The 24427-nt window shown below is 71.4% G+C and carries 21 protein-coding genes; 15 read left to right on the forward strand and 6 right to left on the reverse strand.

The genetic code is table 11. From position 1 onward, the window contains the following. Positions 1 to 178 precede the first annotated feature (178 nt). Positions 179 to 646, reverse strand: a complete 468-nt coding sequence (locus tag QO011_RS05410) for an Lrp/AsnC family transcriptional regulator (RefSeq protein WP_307268662.1) — start codon at positions 644 to 646, stop codon at positions 179 to 181. A gap of 122 nt (positions 647 to 768) precedes the next feature. Between QO011_RS05410 and QO011_RS05415 the strand changes: the two genes are divergently transcribed. Beyond that, positions 769 to 993, forward strand: coding sequence for a DUF6356 family protein (locus QO011_RS05415; RefSeq protein WP_307268664.1), 225 nt, complete (start codon positions 769 to 771; stop codon positions 991 to 993). A 35-nt stretch (positions 994 to 1028) separates the two neighbouring features. On the opposite strand, the gene QO011_RS05420 is transcribed toward QO011_RS05415, so the two are convergent. Beyond that, on the reverse strand, positions 1029 to 1967 hold the full coding sequence (locus QO011_RS05420; protein ID WP_307268667.1) for a ring-cleaving dioxygenase: 939 nt from the start codon (positions 1965 to 1967) through the stop codon (positions 1029 to 1031). A 126-nt stretch (positions 1968 to 2093) separates the two neighbouring features. On the opposite strand from QO011_RS05420, the gene QO011_RS05425 reads away from it, so the two are divergent. After that, positions 2094 to 3131, forward strand: a complete 1038-nt coding sequence (locus QO011_RS05425) for an aldo/keto reductase (protein ID WP_307268670.1) — start codon at positions 2094 to 2096, stop codon at positions 3129 to 3131. 13 nt (positions 3132 to 3144) lie between these two features. Here the strand turns inward: QO011_RS05425 and QO011_RS05430 are convergent, their stop codons facing one another. The 3 genes from QO011_RS05430 to QO011_RS05440 form a co-directional block, all read right to left on the reverse strand. Next, the gene (locus tag QO011_RS05430) at positions 3145 to 3567 is read right to left on the reverse strand and encodes a type II toxin-antitoxin system VapC family toxin (protein ID WP_307268673.1); all 423 of its coding nucleotides are present in this window, start codon (positions 3565 to 3567) and stop codon (positions 3145 to 3147) included. Next, the gene (locus tag QO011_RS05435) at positions 3564 to 3803 is read right to left on the reverse strand and encodes a FitA-like ribbon-helix-helix domain-containing protein (RefSeq protein WP_307268675.1); all 240 of its coding nucleotides are present in this window, start codon (positions 3801 to 3803) and stop codon (positions 3564 to 3566) included. Before QO011_RS05435 ends, QO011_RS05430 begins: the two co-directional genes overlap by 4 nt. Before the next feature lie 99 nt (positions 3804 to 3902). Further along, entirely contained in the window at positions 3903 to 4781 is an 879-nt protein-coding gene (locus QO011_RS05440; RefSeq protein WP_307268678.1) for a helix-turn-helix domain-containing protein, read from the reverse strand. A gap of 292 nt (positions 4782 to 5073) precedes the next feature. Between QO011_RS05440 and QO011_RS05445 the strand changes: the two genes are divergently transcribed. From QO011_RS05445 to QO011_RS05465, 5 genes are read left to right on the forward strand one after another with little or no spacing between them, the layout of a single operon-like run. Continuing rightward, on the forward strand, positions 5074 to 7167 hold the full coding sequence (locus QO011_RS05445; protein WP_307268680.1) for a TonB-dependent siderophore receptor: 2094 nt from the start codon (positions 5074 to 5076) through the stop codon (positions 7165 to 7167). Next, complete coding sequence (locus QO011_RS05450; protein ID WP_307268683.1) at positions 7161 to 8054, forward strand: ABC transporter substrate-binding protein; 894 nt, start codon at positions 7161 to 7163, stop codon at positions 8052 to 8054. The genes QO011_RS05445 and QO011_RS05450 overlap by 7 nt, the downstream gene beginning before the upstream one ends. After that, entirely contained in the window at positions 8047 to 10038 is a 1992-nt protein-coding gene (fhuB, locus tag QO011_RS05455) for a Fe(3+)-hydroxamate ABC transporter permease FhuB (protein ID WP_307268686.1), read from the forward strand. Before QO011_RS05450 ends, fhuB begins: the two co-directional genes overlap by 8 nt. A 27-nt stretch (positions 10039 to 10065) precedes the next feature. Further along, positions 10066 to 11142, forward strand: a complete 1077-nt coding sequence (locus QO011_RS05460) for a siderophore-interacting protein (protein ID WP_307268687.1) — start codon at positions 10066 to 10068, stop codon at positions 11140 to 11142. Positions 11143 to 11181: 39 nt separating this feature from the next. Next, positions 11182 to 12903, forward strand: a complete 1722-nt coding sequence (locus QO011_RS05465) for an ABC transporter ATP-binding protein (protein WP_307269261.1) — start codon at positions 11182 to 11184, stop codon at positions 12901 to 12903. A gap of 6 nt (positions 12904 to 12909) precedes the next feature. Here QO011_RS05465 and QO011_RS05470 read toward each other — a convergent pair whose 3' ends face one another. Further along, positions 12910 to 13803, reverse strand: a complete 894-nt coding sequence (locus QO011_RS05470) for a DMT family transporter (protein ID WP_307268691.1) — start codon at positions 13801 to 13803, stop codon at positions 12910 to 12912. Positions 13804 to 14028: 225 nt separating this feature from the next. Between QO011_RS05470 and QO011_RS05475 the strand changes: the two genes are divergently transcribed. From QO011_RS05475 to ntrB, 8 genes are all read left to right on the forward strand, one after another. Beyond that, positions 14029 to 15300, forward strand: a complete 1272-nt coding sequence (locus QO011_RS05475) for an ROK family transcriptional regulator (protein WP_307268693.1) — start codon at positions 14029 to 14031, stop codon at positions 15298 to 15300. 142 nt (positions 15301 to 15442) lie between these two features. Beyond that, positions 15443 to 18043 (forward strand): ATP-binding cassette domain-containing protein, encoded by a 2601-nt coding sequence (locus tag QO011_RS05480; protein ID WP_307268698.1) that lies wholly within the window; start codon positions 15443 to 15445, stop codon positions 18041 to 18043. After that, positions 18040 to 19041, forward strand: coding sequence for an ABC transporter permease (locus QO011_RS05485; RefSeq protein ID WP_307268701.1), 1002 nt, complete (start codon positions 18040 to 18042; stop codon positions 19039 to 19041). The genes QO011_RS05480 and QO011_RS05485 overlap by 4 nt, the downstream gene beginning before the upstream one ends. A 74-nt stretch (positions 19042 to 19115) precedes the next feature. Then, positions 19116 to 20117, forward strand: coding sequence for a rhamnose ABC transporter substrate-binding protein (locus QO011_RS05490; RefSeq protein ID WP_307268704.1), 1002 nt, complete (start codon positions 19116 to 19118; stop codon positions 20115 to 20117). An 85-nt stretch (positions 20118 to 20202) separates the two neighbouring features. Then, the gene (locus QO011_RS05495; protein ID WP_307268708.1) at positions 20203 to 20805 is read left to right on the forward strand and encodes an ANTAR domain-containing response regulator; all 603 of its coding nucleotides are present in this window, start codon (positions 20203 to 20205) and stop codon (positions 20803 to 20805) included. Continuing rightward, complete coding sequence (locus QO011_RS05500; RefSeq protein WP_307268710.1) at positions 20802 to 21845, forward strand: ABC transporter substrate-binding protein; 1044 nt, start codon at positions 20802 to 20804, stop codon at positions 21843 to 21845. Before QO011_RS05495 ends, QO011_RS05500 begins: the two co-directional genes overlap by 4 nt. A gap of 329 nt (positions 21846 to 22174) precedes the next feature. Then, positions 22175 to 23494 carry a CmpA/NrtA family ABC transporter substrate-binding protein gene (locus tag QO011_RS05505; RefSeq protein ID WP_307268712.1) on the forward strand — a complete coding sequence of 440 codons (1320 nt, stop codon included), beginning with the start codon at positions 22175 to 22177 and terminating at the stop codon, positions 23492 to 23494. 29 nt (positions 23495 to 23523) lie between these two features. Continuing rightward, positions 23524 to 24426, forward strand: a complete 903-nt coding sequence (ntrB, locus tag QO011_RS05510; protein ID WP_307268713.1) for a nitrate ABC transporter permease — start codon at positions 23524 to 23526, stop codon at positions 24424 to 24426. The last annotated feature ends 1 nt before the right edge of the window (position 24427 follow it).

Consider the following 24427-nt stretch of genomic DNA (forward strand, 5'->3'; position numbering starts at 1 on the left):
CCGTGGTGAAGGTCCCGCGACCTCTCAGCCGTCATGGCCGGGCTCGACCCGGCCATCCACGCGACCGCGACAGTTGTCGCGAGAGGCAGTTGCGGTCGGAGCCGTGGCCGTCCTGGTCCGCGCGCTGGCGGCGGCTAAGCCGATCTGCCTCAACCGCCCTGTTCCACGTGAAACCGCCCTACGCGTAGTTCACCGGCAGGGCAGTGGTGTATTTCAGCCGTTCCATGGCGAAATTCGAGCTCACGTCCGTCAGCTCGATCGAGCCGATCAGGCGCTTGTAGACTGCGTCATAGGCGGCGATGTCGGGCACCACCACGCGCAGGAGATAGTCGGTGTCGCCGCTCATCCGGTAGAATTCGACCACTTCGGGGATGGTCTCGACCACCCGGCAGAAGCGCTCGGCCCAGGCCATGGCGTGCTGGTTGGTCTTCACCGCGACGAAGACGGTGACGCCGACCTTCATCTTGTCGGGATCGAGCAGGGCGACGCGGGCGCGGATGAACCCGCCCTCCTCCAGCCGCTGGATCCGCCGCCAGCAGGGCGAGGCGGACAGGCCGACACGCTCGGCGATCGCCTCGAGCCGCATGGCGGCATCCTCCTGCAGGCAGGAGAGGATTCTGCGATCAATGGCATCGAGGGTAATCATTTGCGCGATAGTGGCAATCGGCGTGACCAGATTGCGTTGATACTCACGTTTGCGCAAATCTTTGCAAGCCTTTTCCGCGACCCGCGGGGCATGCTTGTCCTATCGGATCGGAGGGCCCTGCCATGGCGAAGCTGTCGTTCACCGCGCATCCTGAATCGGTCGGCGAGACCTATGTCGAGCATCTCGGCGTGGCCTCGTCCTTCGGATTCGCCATGATCGCCGGGGGCCTGGCCTGCCTGGCTCACGGCTTCTTCCCCTTCCTCTTCACCAGCACCGGCTCGCGCACCGTCGCCCGGCTGCACGAGCGCATGGTGGCCCATCGCCGCAGGGGCGCGGCTGCAGGCTGAGCGCCGGGCGGGCGAACCCGCCCGGCTGTCCCGTCTCAGTCGAGCGGCTTCAGCCCCGCCTCGATCCGCGCCCGGCGTCCTTTGAGGAAGGGCGGCAGCGACAGCTTTTCGCCGAGCGTCTCCAGCGGCTCGTCGGCGGTGAAGCCGGGGCCGTGGGTGGCGATCTCGAACAGGATGCCGTTCGGCTCGCGGAAATAGAGGCTGCGGAAGTAGAACCGGTCGACCGGTCCGCTCGAGGGCAGGCGCAGGCTGTGCAGCCGCTCGGCCCAGGCCTCGTAGTCCGCATCCGGGATGTGGAACGCCACGTGGTGCACCGCGCCCGCGCCCTGCTGGGCCGGCGACAGGTGCGGCTCGACCGCGACGTGCAGCTCGGCCCCGGCGCCGCCCGGGCCCATCTCGTAGACGTGCACCGTCGCACCCTCGCGGCTGTACTGGCGCACCGGCCGCATCATCAGCGCCCGCTGCAGCACGATGTCGGTGTTGGTCAGGTCCGGCACGCTGATGGTGATCGGCCCGAGGCCGCGGATCTGGTGCCCGGCCGGCACCGGGCTCCTCGCCCAGGGATGGCCCGGCCCGGCGCCGCCGTCGTCGATCAGGCTGAGGCGCTGACCCTCGAAATCCTCGAAGTCGAGCGTCGCCCGGCCGTCGCGTTCGATCACCCCGCCATGCCCGACGCCCTTCTCCGTGAGGCGCCCGGCCCACCAGTCGAGGCTGTCGCGGCCGGCGACGCGCAGCGCCGTGCGCACGATGGCATGGGTGCCGCGGCGCTCGGGCTGCACCGGCCAGTCGAAGAAGGTGAGGTCCGAGCCCGGCGTGGCTTCGCCGTCGGCATAGAACAGGTGGTAGGCCGAGACGTCGTCCTGGTTCACCGTCTTCTTCACCAGGCGCATGCCGAGCGTGTCGGTGTAGAAGCGGTGGTTCTCCCCCGCCTTGGCCGTGATGGCGGTGAGGTGGTGGATGCCTTCAAGCTGCATGGCTGCCTCCGGCCGGATCGTCGGACCCGGCTTGTTTTGCCTGACTTTCGCCCTTACGAGTTAGGCAAAGGCGATCCGGCCCGCCACGCGCGCAAGGGCCGTCGGCAAAAACGCAAGGGAAACGTCATGGTTTTCGCAACCCGCCCCCTCGGCCGCACCGGCGTGCCGGTCACGGTCCTCGGCTTCGGCTCGGCGCCGCTGGGCGATCTCTTCGTCAAGCTGGACGATGCCACCGCCGTCGCCACGGTGGAGGCGGCGCTGGCGAGCGGCATCACCCTGCTCGACACCTCGCCCCATTACGGCAACGGCCTCGCCGAGCACCGCATCGGCACGGCGCTGCGGCGCGTGCCGCGCGAGGGCGTGGTCGTCTCGACCAAGGTCGGCCGGGTGATGTCGCCGCGTCCTGCGGCGGCCGCGGCCGGGCGTGGCGCGGCGGCGACCTCGCCGGGCTTCGCCGGCGGCCTGCCGCACAAGGCCGCCTTCGACTATTCCTATGACGGCGCCATGCGCTCCTTCGAGCAGTCGCTGCTGCGGCTCGGCACCGACCGGATCGAGGTGCTGCTGATCCACGACGTCGACGTCTGGACCCACGGCTCCGACGGCGTCGAGGCGCGCTTCCGCGAGGCGATGGACGGGGCCTACAAGGCGCTGCACGACCTGCGCGGGCAGGGCGTGGTCAAGGCGATCGGCGTCGGCCTCAACGAGGCCGACATGTGCGAGCGCTTCGCCCGGGCTGGCGATTTCGACGCCATGCTGCTGGCCGGCCGCTATTCGCTGCTGGAGCAGCCCGCGCTGGAGAGCTTCATGCCGCTCGCCCTGGAGAAGGGCATCGGCATCATGCTCGGCGGCGTGTTCAATTCCGGCATCCTCGCCACCGGCGCCGTGCCGGGCGCGCGCTACAACTATGCGCCGGCCCCGCCGGAGATCATGGCGAAGGTCGCGAAGATCGAGGCGGTGTGCCGCGCCCACGGTGTGCCGCTGGCTCAGGCGGCGATGCAGTTCGCCCTCGGCCACTCCGCCGTCGCCTCGCTGGTGCTCGGCGCGGTCGAGCCGGCCGAGATCGCCCGCAACGAGGCCGCCTTCGCCAAGCCGGCCCCGGCCGCGCTGTGGAGCGACCTCAAGGCCGAGGGGCTGCTGGACAAGCACGCGCCCGTGCCGGCCTGAGCGGCGCGGGCAATCAGGCAGCAGTCCAGGGATTGATGACCGGCAGACCGGCGGCTTCGAAAGGTTCCGTATCGCGTGAAGCCACCGCAAAGCCATGCGCTGCCGCGGTTGCGGCGATGTAACTGTCCGCGGCGGCAATGGCCCTGCCGGCGGCCTTGGCCCGGGCGCGGATGACGGCATAGGCATCGGCTGCGGCCGTGTCGAAGGCGAGCACGCGAGATCCGAACAGGGCGAGGATGCGCCCCTCCAGCGCCGCACCGAACCCGCTCTTGCGCCGACCGTCCGGCAAGGCCGCCACGCCGTATCGGAGCTCCGCCAGGCTGATGGTGGTGAGGAAGAGCGTCTCGATCGCTTGGCGGTCGAGCCACGCCAGCACGGCGGGGTTCGCCGCCGGCTTCAGTGGCTCGGAGACGACATTCGTATCGAGCACGATCATTCGAAGCTGACGGTGCCGGCCGGCGTCGTATCGCGCTCGATATCGAGGTCCACGCCGCCGAACGCGCGGCCGATCGCCGCCAGCTCGGAGCCGAGCTTGATGCGTTCCTGCGGCCGTACGGCGTTCTCGAGGATTTCGCGGATCTCCGCCTCCGTGCTGCGGCCATGGGCGGCCGCGCGCGCCTTGAGCGCCAGGTGTGTTTCCTCAGGCAGGTTCCGGATCGTCACGGCAGGCATCGGTGAACTCCACGGTCCGCAAGGGTCATGATATCGAAATTCGAGTCCCGATATCAAGGCCCCTGCTGCAAGCCGGGCATGACGGGATGTGCGCCTCCGTCAATCCAGCCGGGCCCGCCGCCAGGCGGCCGGCGTCTGGCCGGTCACGCCGCGGAACACCCGCGTCAGATGGGCCTGGTCGGCGAAGCCGGCAGCCGCGGCGATGTCGGTCAGCGCCAGCTCGGCATTGGCGAGCATGGCCTGCACCCGCCGGATCCGCGCCTGCATGTGCCATTGATGCGGCGGCAGGCCGGTCGCGGCCTTGAAGGCATGGCTGAAATAGGACTGGGAGAGCTCGGTCAGATCAGCCAGTTCCTGCAGCCGGATGTTGCGCAGGCAATTGTCCTCGATGAACGCGATGGCGCGGCGCAGCTGCCAGCCCGCCAGGGCGGTGCGCCGGCGCGGGCGGTCGCGGCCGAGCCGCATCAGGTCGACGAACAGCGCCACGGTCAATCCGTCGCCGTAGAGCTCGTGATGGCTCGGCTCGACGCATTCGGCCGCGATCAGCCGGGCGAGGCCGAGCAGGCGCTCGTCGACGAAGCGCAGCCGGGGCGTCGCCAGCCGCGCCGGGTCGAGCGCCTCGCCGAGCCGCTCGCCCAGCGCCGCGGCGTCGAAATGCAGGTCGAGATGGCGCACCCGCATCGCCTCGTCGATGCGCGACCACAGCGGCATGTCCGCGGGCACGAAGCTCAGATGCTGCGGCGCCCGGCAGGCGGGCAGGTCCGCGCCGAGCGGACTGAGCCGCAGGTCGGAATGGCCGCCCTGCTTCTCCAGCACGACGAACAGGCGGGCATCGCGCGAGACATAGTCGCCGCGCGCCCCGGCCCCGCAGGCCGCGTGCCAGACATCGGCGACCACGCCGTTCCAGGCGCGCCATTTCAGGTCCTCGACGACCCTGATGCCCTCCAGCTTCGAGGTCATGCGGGGCTTGAAGCTCATCGCGCGCCCTTCCCGGCGGGCGCTGCGTAGAGCCCCGGCGGCGGTCTAGTTTGGAAAAGGTCTCATCAAGGTGCCCCCGCGTGAAGCGCCGGCCGCCTGCAGTAACAACCCAAAATGATTCAATCCGCAACAAGATTGGACAATCCATGTCGAAATGAGCTTGATATACCCGCCCCGGTCTCGCACGGCCACTTGGTTAGTGATTTCAAAGATTTGAATACTTCCGAAGTGTGCCGGGCATGACATCCGAACATTGGGGGCGAGCATGCATTGCACGGTGCGGATTCTGCTGATGACGGGCCTCGCCTCCATCCCCTTCGCCTCCCCGGCCGAGGCCCAGGACGCCACCGACGCCTCCGCCACGGTGCTCGAGCCGGTGGTGGTCGAAGGGAAGGAGAGCCCGACCGGCAAGGTGGACGGCTATGTCGCGCGCCAGACCGTCACGGGGTCCAAGACCGATACGCCCGCCCGGGAGGTGCCGCAGTCGCTTTCGGTCATCACCCGCGACCAGATGGACGACCGGGCGGTGCAGAATGTCGGCCAGGCGCTCGACTATGCCGTCGGCGTCGTTTCCCAGCCCTACGGCACCGATGCACGCTTCGATTCGCCGATCATCCGCGGCTTCTCCGCGGCGAACAGCATGTATCTCAACGGCCTGAAGCTCGAGCGTTCCGACGGCATGATCTCGCTCGAGCCCTACGGCATGGAGCGCATCGACGTGCTGCGCGGGCCGTCCTCGGTGCTGTACGGCCAGGGCAACCCCGGCGGCCTGATCGACTTCATCAGCAAGCACCCGACCTGGCAGAGCTTCGGCGAGGCGACTGTCGAGGCCGGCTCCTTCGACCGCTATACCGGCAGCTTCGACATCGGCGGCCCGCTCGGCGAGGGCTCCGACTTCGCCTATCGCCTGACCGGCCTCGCCCGCCAGGGCGGCACCCAGGTCGACGGGGTGGACGACAACCGCCTCTTCCTGGCGCCGGCCCTGACCTGGCGGCCGAGCGAGACCACCTCGCTGACCCTGCTCGCCAGCATCCAGCACGACGAATCCGGCTCGCCCGTCGGCCTGCCGGCCGAATACACCGTGCTGGCCTCCGCCGCCAACCGCCTGTCGCGCAGCCTCTATCTCGGCGATCCCGATTTCGACCGGTCCAACCGCAATTTCGGCACCATCGGCTACGAGTTCTCGCACGAGTTCGCCAATGGCTGGACCTTCCGGCAGAACGCCCGCTACGCCGTCCTGAACTGGGACTACCGCAACCTCTACTATAGCGGGCTCGACGCCGCCGATCCGACCATCGCCAATCGCGGCACCTCCACCAACAAGGAGGACCTGCGCACCCTCACCCTCGACAACCAGCTCCAGACCGACTTCGCCACCGGTCCGCTCGCCCATACCGTGCTGCTCGGCCTCGACCTGCGCCGCCACACGGAGGACACCTGGACCGGCTTCGGCACGGCGCCGTCGATCAGCCTGACCGATCCGGTCTACGGCATGCCGATCCCGCAGAACCTCTGGTACGAATCCAAGGTCGACGGCACCCTGACCCAGGCCGGCCTCTACGCCCAGGACCAGGTGCGCTGGGACAAGTGGCTGCTCACCCTCGGCCTCAGGCACGACTGGGCCAGCACGAGCTCGACCACCGCGACCAACTACGGCGACACCGTCCAGGACCAGGACGACCACGCCTTCACCTACCGGGTCGGGCTGACCTATCTCTTCGACAACGGCCTCGCGCCCTATGCCAGCTATTCCACCTCGTTCGAGCCTGTGATCGGCGGCAATGCCGGCCAGCCCTTCAGGCCGTCCGAGGGCAAGCAATATGAGCTCGGCGTCAAATACCAGCCCGTCGGCTGGAACGCCTTTCTCACGGCCGCCGCCTATGATCTGCGGCAGACCAACGTGCTGACCACCGTGCTGGATGGCGGCGTCAGCCAGTCCGCGCAGATCGGCGAGGTGCATGTGCGCGGCGTCGAGCTCTCCGGCACCGCGAGCCTGGCCGAAGGCCTGAAGCTGCTCGCCAACTACACCTACACCGATGCCGAGATCGTCGGCGGCGTGACCGGCGGCAACCGGCCCGCCAATGTGCCGAAGCAGGCCGCCAATGCCTGGCTCGACTACACCATCCAGGGCGGGCCGCTCGCCGGTCTCGGCGTCGGCGCCGGCGTGCGCTATGTCGGCAGCCGCTACAACCTCGACACCAACACCATCCTGCTGCCTGAGGACACGCTGTTCGACGCGGCCCTGCACTACGAGAAGGGCCCCTACAAGCTGTCGCTCAACGTCAACAACATCGCCGACAAGACCTATGTCTCCACCTGCGGCTATTTCGGCTGCTACTACGGCGACGGCCGCACCGTGATCGGGCGGCTGACCTACAAATGGTGAGGCCGGCCCGCCTGACGCGCCGCGGCCTCCTCGCCACGGGCGCGGCGCTGGTGGCGGGGGTGGCCGCGGCCGCCCCCGGCCCGCGGGTCGCGGTGCTGGATTGGGCTCTCCTGGAGACGCTGCTGGCCATCGGCGTGGTGCCGGTGGCGGCGGCCGAGCTGGTGCTCTACCGCAGCATCGCGGTCGAGCCGCCGGTGCCGACCGGCGTCGCCGATATCGGCCTGCGCGGCGCGCCGAACTTCGAGGCGCTGCGCACCCTCGCGCCCGAGCTGATCCTCTCCTCGGATTTCTACGCCTGGGCCGAGCCGAAGCTCGCCCGCATCGCCCCGGTGGAGACCGTGTCGATCTTCCGGGCCGGCGGCCGGCCCTATGCCGCCGCCGAGCAGGCGGCGCTGACCCTCGGCGAGCGCACCGGCCGCCTCGACGCGGCGCGGGCCTTCGTCGCCGAGGCCGGCCTGACGCTCGCCGCGCTGAAGGCCCGCCTCGGCGGCGGCGACGGCCGGCCGCTGATCCCGATCAATTTCGGCGACGCCCGCCATGTCCGGGTGTTCGGCCCGGACAGCATGTTCGGCGAGGTGCTGGCCCGGCTCGGATTCGCCAATGCCTGGACCCGGCCGACGCGCTATGCGGCCTCGGCGCCGGTCGGGCTGGAGGTGCTGGCCGAGATGCCCGACGCCTGGATCGTGGTGATCGCGCCCGTGCCGGCGGATGCCCGGCGGGTCCTCGCTGACGGCGCCTTCTGGCACGCGCTGCCGGGCGTGCGCGCCGGCCGGGTGGTGATCCTCGACAGCGTCGATCCCTTCGGCGGCCTGCCGGCGGCGCTGCGCTTCGCCCGCCTGCTGGCCGAGGCCCTCCCTGCCCCGGCCGGGCGCGGCGGCCATGGCTGAGATGGCTCTGGCATGTCGGGCCGAGCCGCGGCCCCGCCCGCTCTGGGCCGCCCTCGCGGCCACCGCGACGCTCGCCTTCGCGCTCACCCTGGTGATGCGCCCGCCCCTGCCCGGCGATCCCGCCACGGCCCGGGCCCTCGCCGACATCGTGCTATGGCAAAGCCTCCTGCCGCGGGCCGCCACCGCGCTCCTCGCCGGGGCGGCGCTCGGCCTCGCCGGGGCGCTGCTGCAGCGGGTGCTGCGCAACCCGATCGCCGATCCCTCCACCCTCGGCATCGCCGCCGGCGCCCAGCTCGCGCTGACCCTCCTCGCTCTGCTCGCGCCCTGGAGCGCCGTGCCGCGCGAGGCCGTCGCCTTCGCCGGCGGCATCGGCGCGGCGGCGCTCGTGCTGGGGCTCGGCTGGCGCTCGGGCCTGGAGCCGGTGACGGTGGTGCTGTCGGGCATGGTCGTGTCGCTGATGGCATCGAGCCTGGGTGCGGCGGCGGTGCTGGCCCACGGCGACTATGTCCTGTCCCTGTTCATCTGGGGGGCGGGATCGCTGCACCAGCAGAGCTGGGATGCGCCCCTCGCCCTGGCGGTGCAGCTCGCCCTCGGCCTCCTCGCCGCCGGCCTGGCGCTCCGGCCGCTCGCCCTGCTCGGCCTCGACGACGCCAGTGCCCGCAGCCTCGGCCTCGGCCTCCTCGCCGCCCGCCTCGCCGTCATCGCCGTCGCCGTCTGGCTCGCCGCCGGCGTCACCGCCGAGGTCGGCATCATCGGCTTCGTCGGGCTGGCCGCGCCCGCCCTGGCGCGGCTCGGCGGGGCGCGCACTCCGCGCCAGCTCCTCGCCTGGGCGCCGGTGCACGGCGCGGCGCTGCTGTGGCTGACCGACGGCCTGGTGCAGCTCGCCGGCCCGGCCGGCGACGACCTCCTGCCGACCGGCGCCGCCACCGGCCTGCTCGGCGGCCCACTGCTGCTCTGGCTGCTGCCCCGCCTGCCCGTCGGCCAGGGATTGCGCCAGCGGCTGGCGCCGGCCGTCTCCCGCCGCCTGGCCCATCCCCGGCGGGCGATCGCCGTCCTCGGGCTCGCCGCGGCGCTGCTCCTCGCCCTGGCGCTGAGCCTCGGCCGCGACTTCGACGGCTGGCACCTCGCCACCGGGCCGCTGTTCGCTGCGCTCGTGCCCTTCCGCCTGCCGCATCTCGTCACCGCCGCCACAGCCGGGGCGCTGCTTGGCGCCGCGGGCACGCTGATGCAGCGCCTCACCGGCAATCCCGCCGCCGGCCCGGAGGCGCTGGGCGTCAGCGCCGGCGCCGGCGTCGGGCTCGCCGCCGTCCTGGTGCTGGCGGTGCCGACGCCGGCGGCCATGCTGGCGGGCTGCACCGCCGGCGCCTTCGCCGCGCTCCTCGCCGGCCTCGCCCTCGCGGCGCGCGCCGGCTTCGGTCCGGAGCGGATGCTGCTCACCGGCCTCGCGCTCGGCTCGCTCGGCCTTGCCGTCCTCACCGCGGTGCTCGCCTCGGGCGAGCCCGGCGCCTTCCTGCTGCTGGTCTGGATGTCGGGCTCCACCGACAATGCCGCGCCCGAGATCGCCGCCGCCGTCCTCGTCGCGGCGGTCCTGCTGGTCGGCCCGGCGCCGCTGCTCGCCCGCTGGATCGACATCCTGCCGCTCGGTGAGGCAGCCGGCCGGGCGCTCGGCCTGCCGCTGCGCGCCAGCCGCCTCGCCCTGGCGCTTCTTGCCGCGCTGATGACCGGGGCGGCCTCGCTGGCGGTCGGCCCGCTCAGCCTGGTCGGCCTGATCGGACCCCACCTCGCCCGCCTGCTCGGCTTCGCGCGGGGCGCCCACCAGCTCCTCGCCGCGGCGCTGATCGGCGGCGGCGTGATGATGCTGGTCGACTGGCTCGGCCGGATGGTCGTCTTTCCCTACCAGATCCCGGCCGGCCTGCTCGCCGCCCTGGTGGGCGGCGCCTATCTCGCCGGGCTGCTCGCCCGCGGCGAGGCCGGCCGCACCTGACCTCCCACCGATGAAGGCGAACCGTCCATGCCTCTCCTGACCGCCGAAGCCGTGGTGCCCTTGCCCGATCCCCATGCCGTGCTGGCCAGGCTCACCGGCCGTGTCGCCGAGCACGCCGCCGTCACGCCGTCGGAGCAGGGCGCGATGATCGAGCACCAGCTCGGCCGGACCGAGCTGGTGCTCGAGGCCGGGGCGCTCCGCCTCCGCGTGCGCTGCGCCGACGCGTCCGCGCTGGCCTTCATCAAGATGGTGCTCGCCGAGCACCTGGCGACGGCGGCCGGCGCGCCGCCCGCCTTCGCCTGGACCGGCCACGATGCCGCCCGGCGCGAGATCCCCTATTTCCGCGAGATGACCGTGCGCGCCGCCGCGGCGGTGACGCCGCACATGCGCCGGGTGGTGCTGGCGGGGGATGCCGCCCACTATGCCGGCGACCTCCTGCACGTGCGGCTGCTGATACCGCCCGCCGGCCGCGCGCCGGTCTGGCCGCATGCGGCGGCGGACGGGCGCATCGCCTGGCCCGAGGGCGCCGACGCGCTGACGCCGCGGGTCTACACCGTCCGCCATGTCGACGCCGCCCGCGGCGAGATCGCCCTCGACGTGGTGCTGCACGCGGCGTCCGGCGAGGCGGCGACGCCGGGCTCGGCCTGGGCGCGGGACGTGCGGCCGGGCGACCGGGTCGGCCTGCTCGGCCCCGGCGGCCGGCGGTTGGCGCCGGCGGACTGGTATCTCCTCGCCGGCGACGAGACCGCGCTGCCGGCCATCGCCCGCATGGCCGAGGCCCTGCCGGCCGCCGCCCGGGCGGTGCTGCGCATCGAGGTGGCGGATGCCGCCGAGGAGCAGCCGATCGTCTCGGCCGCCGCGCTCGACCTCGCCTTCCTGCACCGCGACGGCGCGGCGGCGGGGACGACCGGGCTCCTGGAGCAAGCCGTGCGCGCCGTGCCCCTGCCGCAGGACGGCCGGCGCTGCCATGTCTGGGTGGGGTGCGAGCAGGCGCAAGCCCGGCGGATTCGCGCCGGGCTCGCCGAGCGCGGGCTCGATCCGGCCTGCCGCAGCGTGGCGGCCTATTGGCGGCGTGGATTTCCGGGTATCGACGTCGGTGACTGAGGCCGCGCCGGCCGTCACGGGAATGGAAGGGCGATGAGCCTGCTGCGACAGTTCTTCTCCTACTATGCCCCGCACAAGGGCCTGTTCCTGCTCGATTTCTCCTGCGCCGTGGCCGCGGGCCTCCTCGAGCTCGGCTTTCCCATGGCGGTGAAGCTGTTCGTCGACGAGCTCCTGCCGGGGCAGGACTGGACCGTCATCCTCGTCGCCGCCGCGGCCCTGGCCGCCATCTATCTCGCCAACACCGGCCTGATGGCGGTCGTCACCTATTGGGGCCACATGCTCGGCATCAACATCGAGACCGAGATGCGCCGCCGGGCCTTCGACCACCTGCAGAAGCTCTCCTTCAGCTTCTACGACAACCAGAAGACCGGCCATCTCGTCGCCCGCATCACCAAGGATCTGGAGGAGGTCGGGGAGGTCGCCCACCACGGCCCCGAGGACCTGTTCATCGCCCTGATGACCTTCCTCGGCGCCTTCGTCCTGATGCTGACGGTGAACGTGCCGCTGGCCCTGATCACCTGCGCCATCGTGCCCGCCGCCGCCTGGCTCACCACCCGCCAGGGCGGGCGCATGACGCAGACCTTCCGCGCCCTGTTCGGGCGTGTCGGCGCCTTCAACGCCCGTATCGAGGAGGCGGTCGGCGGCATCCGCGTGGTGCAGGCCTTCGGCAACGAGGACCATGAGCGGGCCCTGTTCGCCGCCGACAATGCCCGCTACCGCCAGACCAAGCTCGCCGCCTATCGCATCATGGCGGCCAATGCGGCCCTGTCCTATCTCGGCATGCGGCTGACCCAGCTGGTGGTGATGGTCGCCGGGACCTGGTTCGTCATCCGCGGCGACCTCAGCCAGGGCGGCTTCGTCGGCTTCCTCCTGCTGGTCGGCGTGTTCTTTCGGCCGATCGAGAAGATCGCCGCCATCATCGAGGTCTATCCCAAGGGCATTGCCGGCTTCCGCAGCTTCCTCGAGCTGATCGCCACCCGCCCCGACATTGCCGACCGGCCGGGCGCGCGGCCGCTCGCCGGCTTCCGGGGGGCCATCCGCTATGAGGGCGTGAGCTTCGCCTATGCCGCGGGCGAGCCGGTGCTGCGCTCGATCGACCTCACCATCCGCGCTGGCGAGACGGTGGCCTTCGTCGGGCCGTCCGGTGCCGGCAAGACCACGCTCTGCTCGCTGCTGCCGCGCTTCTACGAGCCGGATTCGGGCCGCATCGCCATCGACGGCGTCGACATCCGCGACCTGACGCTGGCCTCCCTGCGCAGCCGCATCGGCGTCGTGCAGCAGGACGTGTTCCTGTTCGCCGGGACGCTGCGCGACAACATCGCCTATGGCCGCCTCGGCGCCTCGGAGGCGGAGATCCGCGAGGCGGCGCGGCGGGCGCAGCTCGACGTGGTGATCGCCGCGCTGCCGGAGGGGCTCGACACCGTGGTCGGCGAGCGTGGCGTCAAGCTCTCCGGCGGCCAGAAGCAGCGCGTCGCCATTGCCCGCATGGTCCTCAAGGACCCGCCGATCCTCATCCTCGACGAGGCGACCTCCGCCCTCGATGCCGAGACCGAGCGCGAGGTGCGCCGGGCCCTCGACGCCCTGTCCGAAGGGCGCACCACCCTGGTGATCGCCCATCGCCTGTCGACCATCCGCAATGCCGACCGCATCGTCGTGGTGACGCCGGCCGGCATCGCCGAGGAGGGCCGTCACCGGGAGCTGGTGGCGGCGGGCGGGCTCTACCGCCGCCTGCACGACACCCAGTTCGCGCCGCAGGAATGAGGGCCGCTACTTGGCGTCCGCCGGCAGGGCGGCCGCTCGCGCCCGGCCCTGCTCGCTGTAGAACACGAACAGGCCGCTGCCGATGATGATGGCATTGCCGATGGCGATGGCCGGCGTCGGGATGTCGCCCCACACCAGGAAGCCCAGGATCACCGCCCAGACCAGCGCCGAATATTGGAACGGCGCCAGCAGCGAGGCCGGCGCCAGGGCGAGCGCCCGGGTGATGCAGGTGAAGCAGAGCATCGCCACGATGCCGACCAGGAACATCAGGCCGAGGTCGAACAGGCTGGGATGGACCCAGGCGAACGGGCTGGTCGCCGCGCCGACCAGGCCCGCGCCGGCGAACTGCCAGCTGACCAGCGGCAGCCAGTGCGTCGCCCTGAGCTGGCGGGTGATGGTGACGCCGAAGGCGAACATGACGGCGCCGAACAGGGCGATCAGCGCCGAGGGCGAGAAGGCGGCCGAGGTCGGATGCAGCGCGACCAGCACGCCGCCGAAGCCGACCAGCACCGCGCCCCAGCGCGCCGCGCCCACCTGCTCGCCGAGGAGCGGGCCGGAGAGGGCGGTGACGATCAGCGGCGCCGCCATGTAGAAGGTCATCACGTCGGCGAGCGGCAGCGCCTTGGTGGCATAGTAGAAGGCGAAGGTGTCGCCGGCCATGCAGGCGACACGCAGGAGATTCAGCCCGATTTGGTCGGCATGGAAGATGCCGGCACGCTCCCGCCAGCCCAGCACCACCAGCACGACGACTGCGCCGGTGCTGCGCAGCAGCAGGAGCTGCCCGACGCTGTAGTCGGCCATCAGCCATTTGCCCAGCGCGTCGTTGACGGCGAAGAAGAACACGCCCGTCAGGTAGAACGCGATGCCGGCGCTGGCGGCGGAAAGGCGGGAGAACGGCATGGGAAAGGGCATTCGGGAGGGCAGGATGATGCGCTTTTAGGCATCGCTGGCCGATTTGTCATTGCCGGAACCGGACCGCCGCCGCTTTTCTCCGGCAGCGGGTTCGCGTCCCGGCGGTGTTTGCCAGGGGCCTGCGCGCCATGATATTCAATGAAACTGATTTATTAACTCGGCCGAGGCCGCGCCGGCCGCGATGATCCCTGCGGCCGCGGGAGGACGCGAGGCATGTCGCGCAAGGGCAGCAATTCGGTCCAGATCCGCCATTACAACGAGCGGGTGGTGCTGGAGGCGCTGCGCCGCATGGGCGAGGCGTCCAAGGCCGATCTCGCCCGCTCGGCCAACCTGACGCCGCAGGCCGTGGCGGGCATCGTCGCGGCGCTGGAGGAGGCCGGGCTGGCCGAGCCGCGCGGCAAGCGCGCCGGGCAGATCGGCCAGCCCTCCACCATCTATGCCGTGGCGCCGGACGGAGCTCTCTCGATCGGGCTGCATGTCGGCCGCCGGGCCCTCGACGCCGTGCTGATCGACCTCGCCGGCCGGACCCGCCGGGTCGAGACCTCCGAATATGCCTATCCCGAGCCGCAGGCCGTGGCGGACCTCGCCGCCGCCTATGTCCGCACCCTGCATTCGAGCCTGGCGCCGGAGCTGCGCCGGCGCGTCGTCGGCGTCGGGGTGGCCATGCCCTATTTCCTCGGCGGCTGGCGCAACGAGCTCGACCTGCCGCTGCGGGTGACGGCGGCCTGGGAGGAGTTCGACCTGCGGGCGCGGTTGGCGGAGGAGACCGACCTGCCCCTGCACTTCCAGAACGACGCTTCCTCCGCCGCCACGGCCGAGCTGGTCTACGGCCACGGCCAGACCGTCCGCGACTTCATCCACTTCTCCGTCCACACCTTCATCGGCGGCGGCCTGATCATCGACGGCAAGCTGGAGACCGGGCCGCACGGCAATTCCGCCGCCTTCGGCCCCTACCCCGTCGGGCCCTCGCGGCTCTCGACGGTGCCGCCGCCCGCCGGCCCCTTCGAGATCCTGCTGCGCCGGGCCTCGATCTACGTGCTGACCCACCATCTGCGCGCCAATGGCGTGCCGATCAACCGGGCCTACGAACTCGAGGCCCTCGGCGAGCGGGCCGAGCCCTATCTCTCCGAATGGATCGCCGACTGCGCCGACGCCCTGGCCACCGCCATCGTCGGCGCGATCGCCGTGGTCGATGTCTCCGCCGTCGTCATCGACGGCATCCTGCCCCGTGCGATCCTGGAGCGCACGGTCGAGGCCATCCGGGAGCGCTTCGAGGCGATCGTGCCGGAGGGGCTGGTCGTCCCGGCGATCCGGGCGGGCAGCATCGGCAGTCAGGCGGCGGCGATCGGGGCCGCCATCATCCCGCTCTACGCCATGTTCGCGCCCGACAGCGACGTCCTGGTCAAGACGCAGCCCGAGCCGCGGCGCCCGACCCGGCACCAGGGCGCCGCCTCCGCCTTCGCCGGCCCGCGCAGCTTCCGCTGAGGTGCGCGGGACGGACAGCTCGGCTTGATCTTGGTTTCGACTTAATATAACAATCTGCTTTAATTAGTCGGAAGCCGGAGAGCGCCATGGGAGGACAGGTCCGTTGCCGGCGAGCCGGGCCCGAATGCCCGGAGGGCCGGGCATGACGGGGGAGGCCGGCCTGTCGGCGCCGCGATCCGGCGGCGCCCCGTCGGCCGCGCCCGGGCCGGCCGCTGCGGCCGGCCTGCGCGGCGCGAGCAAACGTTTCGGCGGCACCCTCGCCCTCGACGATGTCGGCTTCGAGCTGCGGCCCGGCGAGGTTCTGGCGCTGCTCGGCGAGAACGGCGCCGGCAAGAGCACCTGCGTCAAGCTGCTGGCCGGCGTCTACCAGCCCGACGCCGGCACCGTCCTGCTCGACGGCGAGCCGGTGCGCTGGCGCTCCCCGCTCGACGCCCGGCGCCACGGCATCGTGGTGATGCACCAGCATCCCGGCCTGTTCGGCGATCTCAGCGTCGCCGAGAACCTGTTCATGGGCCACATGCCGCAGGGCGCGCTCGGCGGCATCGATGCCGCGGCGATGCGCAGCACCGCCCGCGAGCTGATCGAGGTGGTCGGCCTCGCCTGCGGGCCGGACACGCCGCTCGGCTCGCTGCGCACCTCCGAGCAGCAGCTGGTCGAGATCGCCCGCGCCCTGTCGCTGCAGGCCAGGGTGCTGATCATGGACGAGCCGACGGCGGCGCTCTCCCTGCGCGAGGTCGAGCGGCTCTTCGCCGTCGTCGCCGGCCTCAAGGCGCGCGGCGTGGCGATGATGTTCGTCGGCCATCGCATGGACGAGATCTTCCGCATCTCCGACCGGATCGCCGTGCTCCGCGACGGGCGGCTGGTCGGGGTCGAGGCGACGCGGGAGCTCGGCCGGGACCGGGCGGTGCAGATGATGATCGGCCGCCCGCTCAGCGCCGTCTATCCCGAGCGCCGGGCGCGCATCGGCGAGGTCGCCGTCGAGGTCCGCCACCTCGCCCGGGCCGGCACCTTCGCCGACATCTCCTTCGCCGTGCGCGCGGGCGAGGTGCTGGGCCTGGGCGGCCTGGTCGGCAGCGGCCGCACCGAGATCGCCCGCGTGCTGTTCGGCATCGACCAGCCGACCGGCGGCGAGATCCTGGTCGCCGGTGCGGCACGGCGCTTCGCCTCGCCCGTCGAGGCGATGCAGGCGGGCATCGCCTACGTCTCGGAGGATCGGCTCGGCCAGAGCCTGGTGATGGATTTCCCGGTGCTCGACAACGCCTCGCTGCCGGTGGTCGACAAGGCCACCATCGCCGGCCTGGTCTGGCGCCGGCGCGAGATCGCCCTGGTCAAGCCGCATCTCGATCGGCTGCGCCTGAAGTTCCGCAGCTTCGACCAGCCGGTGAAGACGCTCTCCGGCGGCAACCAGCAGAAGGTCGTGCTGTCGAAATGGCTGGCGACCGGCCCGCGGGTCCTCATCCTCGACGAGCCGACGCAGGGCATCGACGTGCAGAGCAAGGCCGAGGTCCACGCCATGATCGCCGAGCTCGCCCGCCAGGGGCTGGCGATCGTGCTGATCTCCTCCGAGCTGCCCGAGCTCATCGGCATGTGCGACCGCATCGTCGTCCTGCGCGAGGGGCGGCTCACCGCCGAGTTCTCCGGCGCCGACGTCGACCAGGAGCGCGTCATCCGCGCCGCGACCGATGCGGACGGGGCCGCGCCCGACCGCCGGCTGCCAGGACCTGGGGCTGCGCCGACCGATCGCGCCGGTCGGCCGGAGGCGCCGATCCCGGCGCTACGCCGATTTCTCGCCTCCCGCGAGCTCGGGCTCGCCGCCGCCATCGCCGCCGTGGTCCTGCCGATCGCCGTGCTCAACCCGCGCATGCTCGGCGCCGCCAACCTCACCGCCCTCGCCATGGACGCGGCGCTGCTGATGATCGCCGCCGCGGCCCAGATGCTGGTGATTCTCACCCGCAACATCGACCTTTCCGTCGCCTCGGTGATCGGCCTCGCCGCCTACGGCTCCGCCAGCGCCATGCATGCCTGGCCCGGCCTGCCGGTCTCCGGCGGCGTCGCCGTCGGCTGCGCCATCGGCCTTGCCTGCGGCCTCGTCAACGGCCTCGTCGTCACCCTGGGCCGGGTGCCGTCGATCGTGGTGACGCTCGGCACCCTGGCCGTGTTCCGGGGCGTCAACAGCCTGTGGGCCGGCGGCCGGCAGATCAGCGCCGACCAGGTGCCGCAGGCCTGGCTCGACCTCACCAGCGCCCGCATCCTCGGCGTGCCCATGGTCATCCTGATCGCGGCGGCGACGCTGGCCCTGATTGCTCTCGCTCTGCGCCGCCTGCCGATCGGGCGCGAGCTCTACGCCATCGGCTCCAATCCCGACGGCGCGGCCCTGATCGGCATCCGCAGCACCGCGCTGGTGCTCGGCGCCTTCGCCGTCGCCGGCCTGCTCGCCGGCTTCGACGGGGCGCTCTGGGCCTCGCGCTATGCCACCATCGACGCTCGGGTCGCCATGGGCTTCGAGCTCACGGTCATCGCCGCCGTCGTGGTCGGGGGCGTCGCGATCCGCGGCGGAGCCGGCACGGTCGCCGGCATGGTGCTGGGCGCGCTGACCCTCCTGGTCATCCGCAACGGGCTGACGCTGGTGCGGGTCGACCCGCTGTGGCTGCAGGGCGTCTACGGCCTGATCATCCTGGTGGCGGTCGGAATCGACGCCCTGCTGGCGCGCCGGGCCCATGCCACCGGCGGGAGGGCGCCATGACGGCCATCATCCGCCGCCTCGCCGGCTGGGACGGCTTCCTGGCGGCGCTGACCCTGGCGACGCTGCTCTATGCCGTGCTGGCGCTGCCGACCTTCGCCACGGCCTTCAACATCTCCCAGGCCATTGCCGGCGTGTCGGAGCGGGCGTTGATCGTGCTGCCGATGGTGCTCCTCATCATCGCCCGCGAGATCGATCTCTCCGTCGCCAGCATCCTCGCCCTCAGCAGCGTGGTCTTCGGCATGATGGTGCAGGCCGGCCTGCCGCTCGCCGCGGCCATGCCGCTGACCCTGCTGGCCGGGGGGCTGGCGGGCGCCTTCAACGGGGCGCTGGTGACCGGCCTCGGCCTGCCGTCCCTGGTGGTGACGCTCGGCACCATGGCGATGTTTCGCGGCATCGGCTACATCCTGCTCGGCTCGGCCTCGGTGAATGCCTTTCCCGACGCCTTCACCGATTTCGGCATCGACACGCTCGGCGACACGCCGATCCCGCTCACCATCCTGCCCTTCCTGGTGCTGGCGCCGGTCTTCGCGGTGGTGCTGCAGGCGACGCCGACCGGCCGGCGCATCTACGCCCTCGGCGGCAGCCCGAGCGCGGCGCGCTATGCCGGCGTGCGCACCGAGCGCATCCGCTTTGCGCTGTTCGTGGTCTCGGGCTTCGTCTGCGCCCTCGCCGGCATCGTCTTCACCGCAAGGCTGGCCAATGCCCGCGCCAACAACGCCGTCGGCCTCGAGCTCGACGTCATCACCACGGCGCTGCTCGGCGGCATCAGCGTGTTCGGCGGCAAGGGCCGCCTCACCGGCGTGTTCTGGGCGCTGGCGCTGCTTGCCCTGCTGCGCAACATCCTCGGCCTGCAGCAGATCGGCGGCGACGCCCAGGGCACGGTCGTCGGCCTCCTGCTGATCCTGTCGCTGCTGGCCGGCAACATCGCCCGCGGCGCCTTCGAGAGGCTGCGCAGCCGCAGGAGCGCGCCGGCTTCGGCCAGCCGCGGTGATCTCTGATCAAAGATCGGAGATCACGACGCAGAGAAGAAGACCGGGATCGCAGCGATCCCGACAACGAGGAGGAGACGGACATGACATCGAAGACGGCGACGTTCGCGGCGCTGGCGCTCGGATCCATGCTGGCCGCCACCGGCGCTCTGGCGCAGCAATGCGCCAGCGGCCCGGTGACGGTCGGGTTCCTGCCCAAGCTCGACACCGACCCCTATTTCCAGGTGGCCAGGACCGGCGCCGAGGAGGCGGCGGCCGAGATCGGCGGCAAGGTGGTGCAGCAGGCGCCGTCCCAGGCCACGGCCGAGGCGCAGATCGAGTTCGTCAACAACCTCGTGGCCCAGAAGGTCGACGTCATCGCCATCGCCGGCAACGATGCCAATGCGGTCGCCCCGGCGTTGAAGCGCGCGGCCAAGCAGGGCGTGCGCGTGGTCGCCTATGACAGCGACGTCGCCGCCGATGCCCGCTCCCTGTTCCTCAACCAGGCCAAGGGCGACAGCCTGGCCGAGATGATGCTGGAGAGCATGGGGCAGATGCTCAACTACGAGGGCGATTTCGCCATCCTGTCCTCGACCCCGACGGCGACCAACCAGAACGCCTGGATCGACTTCATGAAGGCCAGGCTGAAGGAGCCGAAATACGCCAAGATGAAGCTGGTCCAGATCGCCTATGGCGAGGAGAGCGAGCAGGTCAACCAGCAGCAGGCCCTGGCGCTGGTCGAAGCCTTCCCCAACCTCAAGGGCATCATCATTCCCGCCGGCATCGGCCTGCCCGCCGCCGCGCGCGCCATGGAGCAGGCCGGCTCCCTCGGCAAGGTCAAGCTCACCGGGCTCGCCCCGGCGACGCTGATCAAGAAGTACATTCAGAACGGCACGGTCCAGGACATCTGGTGGAACGTCAAGGACCTGGGCTACCTCACCTACCACGCCGCCCAGCTCGTCGCGCAGTGCAAGCTCACCGGCAAGGAGGGCGAGAGCTTCAAGGCCGGGCGCCTCGGCGACTACACCGTCGGCGCCAAGGGCGAGGTCGTGCTCGGCCCGGCCCAGATCGTCACGCCCAAGAACGTCGACGAGTTCAAGTTCTGACGGGGGCCTGTCTCCCGCGGCACGCCCGGCACGGCGCTTGCTTGCCGGGCGTCTGTCGACCATGGGACCGCGCCTCGCCGAGCTTATGCCGAAATTTTCATCGCAGGATCGCTCGACGCGCATCGCCATCGTCGACGAGAACCCGGTGCGCAGTGCCATCATCGAGACGGGGCTTCGGGAGGCCGGCTACGCCGACATCGTCCGGATCGGCGAGACCGCGGCGCTGCTCAAGCGCCTCGACGCGCTGGAGCCCGATGTCGTCCTGATCGACCTGGAGAGCCCGAGCCGCGACGTGCTGGAGAGCATGTTCACGGTGAGCCGCACCGTCCGCCGCCCGGTGGCGATGTTCGTCGACCAGTCCGACACCGCCATGATCGAGGCGGCGGTCGATGCCGGCGTCTCCGCCTATATCGTCGACGGCCTGCGCAAGGAGCGGGTCAAGGCCATCCTCGACATGGCGATCAGCCGCTTCAACGCCTTCGACCGGCTGCGGCGCGAGCTCGCCGAGGCCCGGACCCAGCTCGAGGAGCGCAAGGTCATCGACCGCGCCAAGGGCATCCTGATGAAGGCCCGCGCCATTCCGGAGGAGGAGGCCTATGCCCTGCTGCGCCGCGCAGCCATGAACGAGAACCGGCGCATCGCCGACGTCGCCCAGTCGATCATCACCGCTGCGGATCTCCTGCGATGAGCACAAGCCTGCGCATCGGCTTCCTGCCGCTCGTCGACGCCGCGCTGCTGGTGGCGGCGCGGGAGGAAGGCTTCGCCGAGGCCGAGGGCCTGTCGGTCGACCTCGTCCGCGACGTCAGCTGGGCCAATCTGCGCGACCGTCTGGCCGTCGGCATGCTCGACGCGGCGCAGATGCTCGCCCCGGCGGCGATCGCCTCCACGCTCGGCCTCGGCCATCTCACCGTGCCCATGGCGGCGCCGGTCATGCTGAGCCGCAACGGCAACGCCATCACCCTGTCGACCCGGCTCTTCGCCGCCATGGCCGAGGCGGCCGAGGGCGACATCGCCGACGTGGCGGTGTCGGCGCGGGCCTTCGCCGCGGTGACCGCCGCCCGGCTGGCGCGCGGCGAGGGGCCGCCGGTGCTGGCCACCGTCTTCCCCTTCTCCACCCATGCCCTGCTGGTCGAGGCCTGGCTGCGCCGGGCCGGGCTCAGGGCGGGCGAGGACATCCCGACGGTGGTGCTGCCGCCGCAGCTGATGGCGGCGAGCCTCGCCAACGGCCAGATCGACGGCTTCTGCGCCGGCGCGCCCTGGAACGTGCTGGCGGTCGAGGCCGGCCACGGCGCCGTGGCGGCGCTCGGCCTCGACCTGATCGCCGACGCCCCGGAAAAGCTCCTGGTCTTCCCGGCGGCGGAGATCGACCGGCGTGCCGACACCGCCCTCGCCCTGGCCCGCGCCGTGCTGGCGGCGGCGCGCTGGGCGCAGGCGCCCGACCATCGCGCCCGCCTCGCCGTGCACATGGCCGGCTCCGCCTATCTCGACATGCCCGCGGTGCGGATCGAGGCGATCCTCGCCGGGCGTATCGCGCTCGGCGCCGGCCGCCCGCCCCGCCTCGCCCCGGCCTATCTCAGGATCGATCCGGCGGCCCTGGCGCCGGGCGCCGAGGTGGCCGACCGCCTGATCGACGCCATGGTCGCAGCCGGCCAGATGCAGGATGGGCCGGCGGCGCGCGCCCTGGCCCGCGGCGTGTTCCGCGAAGACCTGCACCGCCTCGCCACCTGAGCCGACGCCGGCCCGATCCTTGGGCGGCGTGCCGAAAATTTGTGCAGCGCAGCACGCCGACCGCCGGATGCCTCCACCGATACGGTTGCGGTCAAGTCGTTGATCCTGTTCCGGAGTCCGGGATCGGCGAGGTCTGGCACGCCGCTTGCTCACCTTGGAGCGACTACAGCCGGGCGATGCTGCCCGGCACGCCGCTCCAACGCCGGACGGCATCAGGCAAAGCCGCTGCGCGATTTCGACCGTCCACGGGGACGTCGGGGTCGTTCGGCGGCTTTTTCTTTGGCTCATGCTGTCCGCGACGGGGGGACGGCGCAACCGACGGATCGTCCATGACCGGATTTGTCAAAGCTGCCGACAGGCGTGCCGGCGAGCCCAGCCGCCGCGCGGTGATCAAGGGGGCCGCCGGCGCCGCCGCCCTCCTCGCCGCCGCCCGGATCGCTCTGCCTGCCGGCGCCCATGCCGAGGGCGCCGGTCCCGAGGTCGCCGGCGTCAAGCTCGGCTACATCGCCCTGACCGACGCCTCGCCCCTGATCATCGCCAAGGAGAAGGGCCTCTTCGCCAGGCACGGCCTGCCCGATGTCGAGGTGCTGAAGCAGGCGTCCTGGGGTGCCCTGCGCGACAACATGGTGCTGGGCGGCGCCAGCAACGGCATCGACGGCGCCCATATCCTGACGCCGCTGCCCTACCTTATGACCTCAGGCAAGGTGACGCAGAACAACGTGCCGGTGCCGATGGTGATCCTGGCGCGGCTCAACCTCGACTGCCAGGGCATCTCCGTCTCCAACGCGTACAAGGACCTCGGCGTCGGCCTCGACGCCTCCAAGCTCAAGGCGGCCTTCGAGGCCAGGAAGGCGGCGGGCAAGGAGGTCAAGGTCGCCATGACCTTCCCGGGCGGGACCCACGACATGTGGATCCGCTACTGGCTGGCCGCCGCCGGCATCGACCCGGACAAGGACGTCTCCACCATCGTCGTGCCGCCGGCCCAGATGGTGGCGAACATGAAGGTCGGCACCATGGACGCCTTCTGCGTCGGCGAGCCCTGGAACGAGCAGCTCGTCCATCAGGGCATCGGCTTCACCGCAGCCACGACAGGCGAATTGTGGAAGAGGCACCCGGAGAAGTCGCTCGGCCTGCGCGCCGACTGGGTGGAGAAGAACCCGCGGGCGGCGCAGGCCCTGCTGATGGCGGTGCTGGAAGCCCAGCAATGGTGCGACAAGGCAGAAAACAAGGACGAGATGGCGGCGATCGTCGGCCGCCGCCAATGGTTCAACGTGCCGGTCGCCGACATTATCGGCCGCATCAAGGGCGACATCAATTACGGCAATGGCCGCGTCGCCACCGGCACCGACCTCTACATGAAGTTCTGGGCCGGCGGCGCCGCCTTCCCCTATGCCAGCCATGACGCCTGGTTCCTCACCGAGAACATCCGCTGGGGCAAGCTCGCCGCCGACACCGACGTCAAGGCGCTGATCGCCAAGGTGAACCGTGCCGATCTCTGGCGCGAGGCGGCCAAGGCCCTGGGCGTCGCCGCCGCCGACATCCCGGCCGGCGACAGCCGCGGCCCCGAGACCTTCTTCGACGGCAAGGTGTTCGACCCCGCCGACCCCGCCGCCTACCTCAAGAGCCAGACGATCAAGCGCCTGGCGTGACCGGTCCCAGCCTCTCGATGGAGCGCGCCATGCCTCTCGCCGCCGTCAAGTCGACCCCGGCCGTCCCGACCCCTGCCGCCGGCGTCGCCGAGCCGCGCGTCATCCCGCTGCCGCCTCCGAAAAAGCCCCCGGTCGGCCTCTGGGGCCGGCGCCTGCGCGCCCTGGCGGCGGCCGTCGTGCCGCCGGCCATCACGCTGATCCTGCTGCTCTTGATCTGGCAGGTCGCCTTCGACCAGCCCGGCTCCTCGCTGCCGAGCCCGCTGCGGGTCTGGGCCGACGCCCAGGACCTGATCCTGCAGCCCTTCTACGTCGCGGGATCGCAGGACATGGGCCTGGGCTGGCGGGTGCTGGTCTCGCTGCAGCGCGTCGCCCACGGCTTCGGTCTTGCCGCGGTCGCCGGCGTCCTGGTCGGCGCCATCATCGGCCAGTCGGTCTGGGCGATGCGCGGCCTCGACCCGATCTTCCAGGTGTTGCGCACGGTGCCGCCGCTCGCCTGGCTGCCGATCTCGCTGGCTGCCTTCCGCGACAGCCAGCCTTCGGCGATCTTCGTCATCTTCATCACCGCGATCTGGCCGGTGATCATCAACACCGCCGTCGGCGTGCGCAACATCCCGCAGGACTACCGCAACGTCGCCAAGGTCCTGCGCCTCAACCCCGTCGAGTTCTTCTGGCGGATCATGCTGCCCTCGGCGGCGCCCTACATCTTCACCGGCCTTCGCATCGGCATCGGCCTGTCCTGGCTCGCCATCGTCGCCGCCGAGATGCTGACCGGCGGCGTCGGCATCGGCTTCTTCATCTGGGACGCGTGGAACTCCTCGCGCCTGTCCGACATCATCGTCGCGCTCGTCTATATCGGCATCGTCGGCTTCGCCCTCGACCGCCTGGTCGGCGCGATCGGTGCCCTCGTCACCCGCGGCAGCGCCGCAAGCTGAG

Origin of the sequence: Labrys wisconsinensis, from assembly GCF_030814995.1 — a bacterium.
GTDB lineage: Bacteria > Pseudomonadota > Alphaproteobacteria > Rhizobiales > Labraceae > Labrys > Labrys wisconsinensis.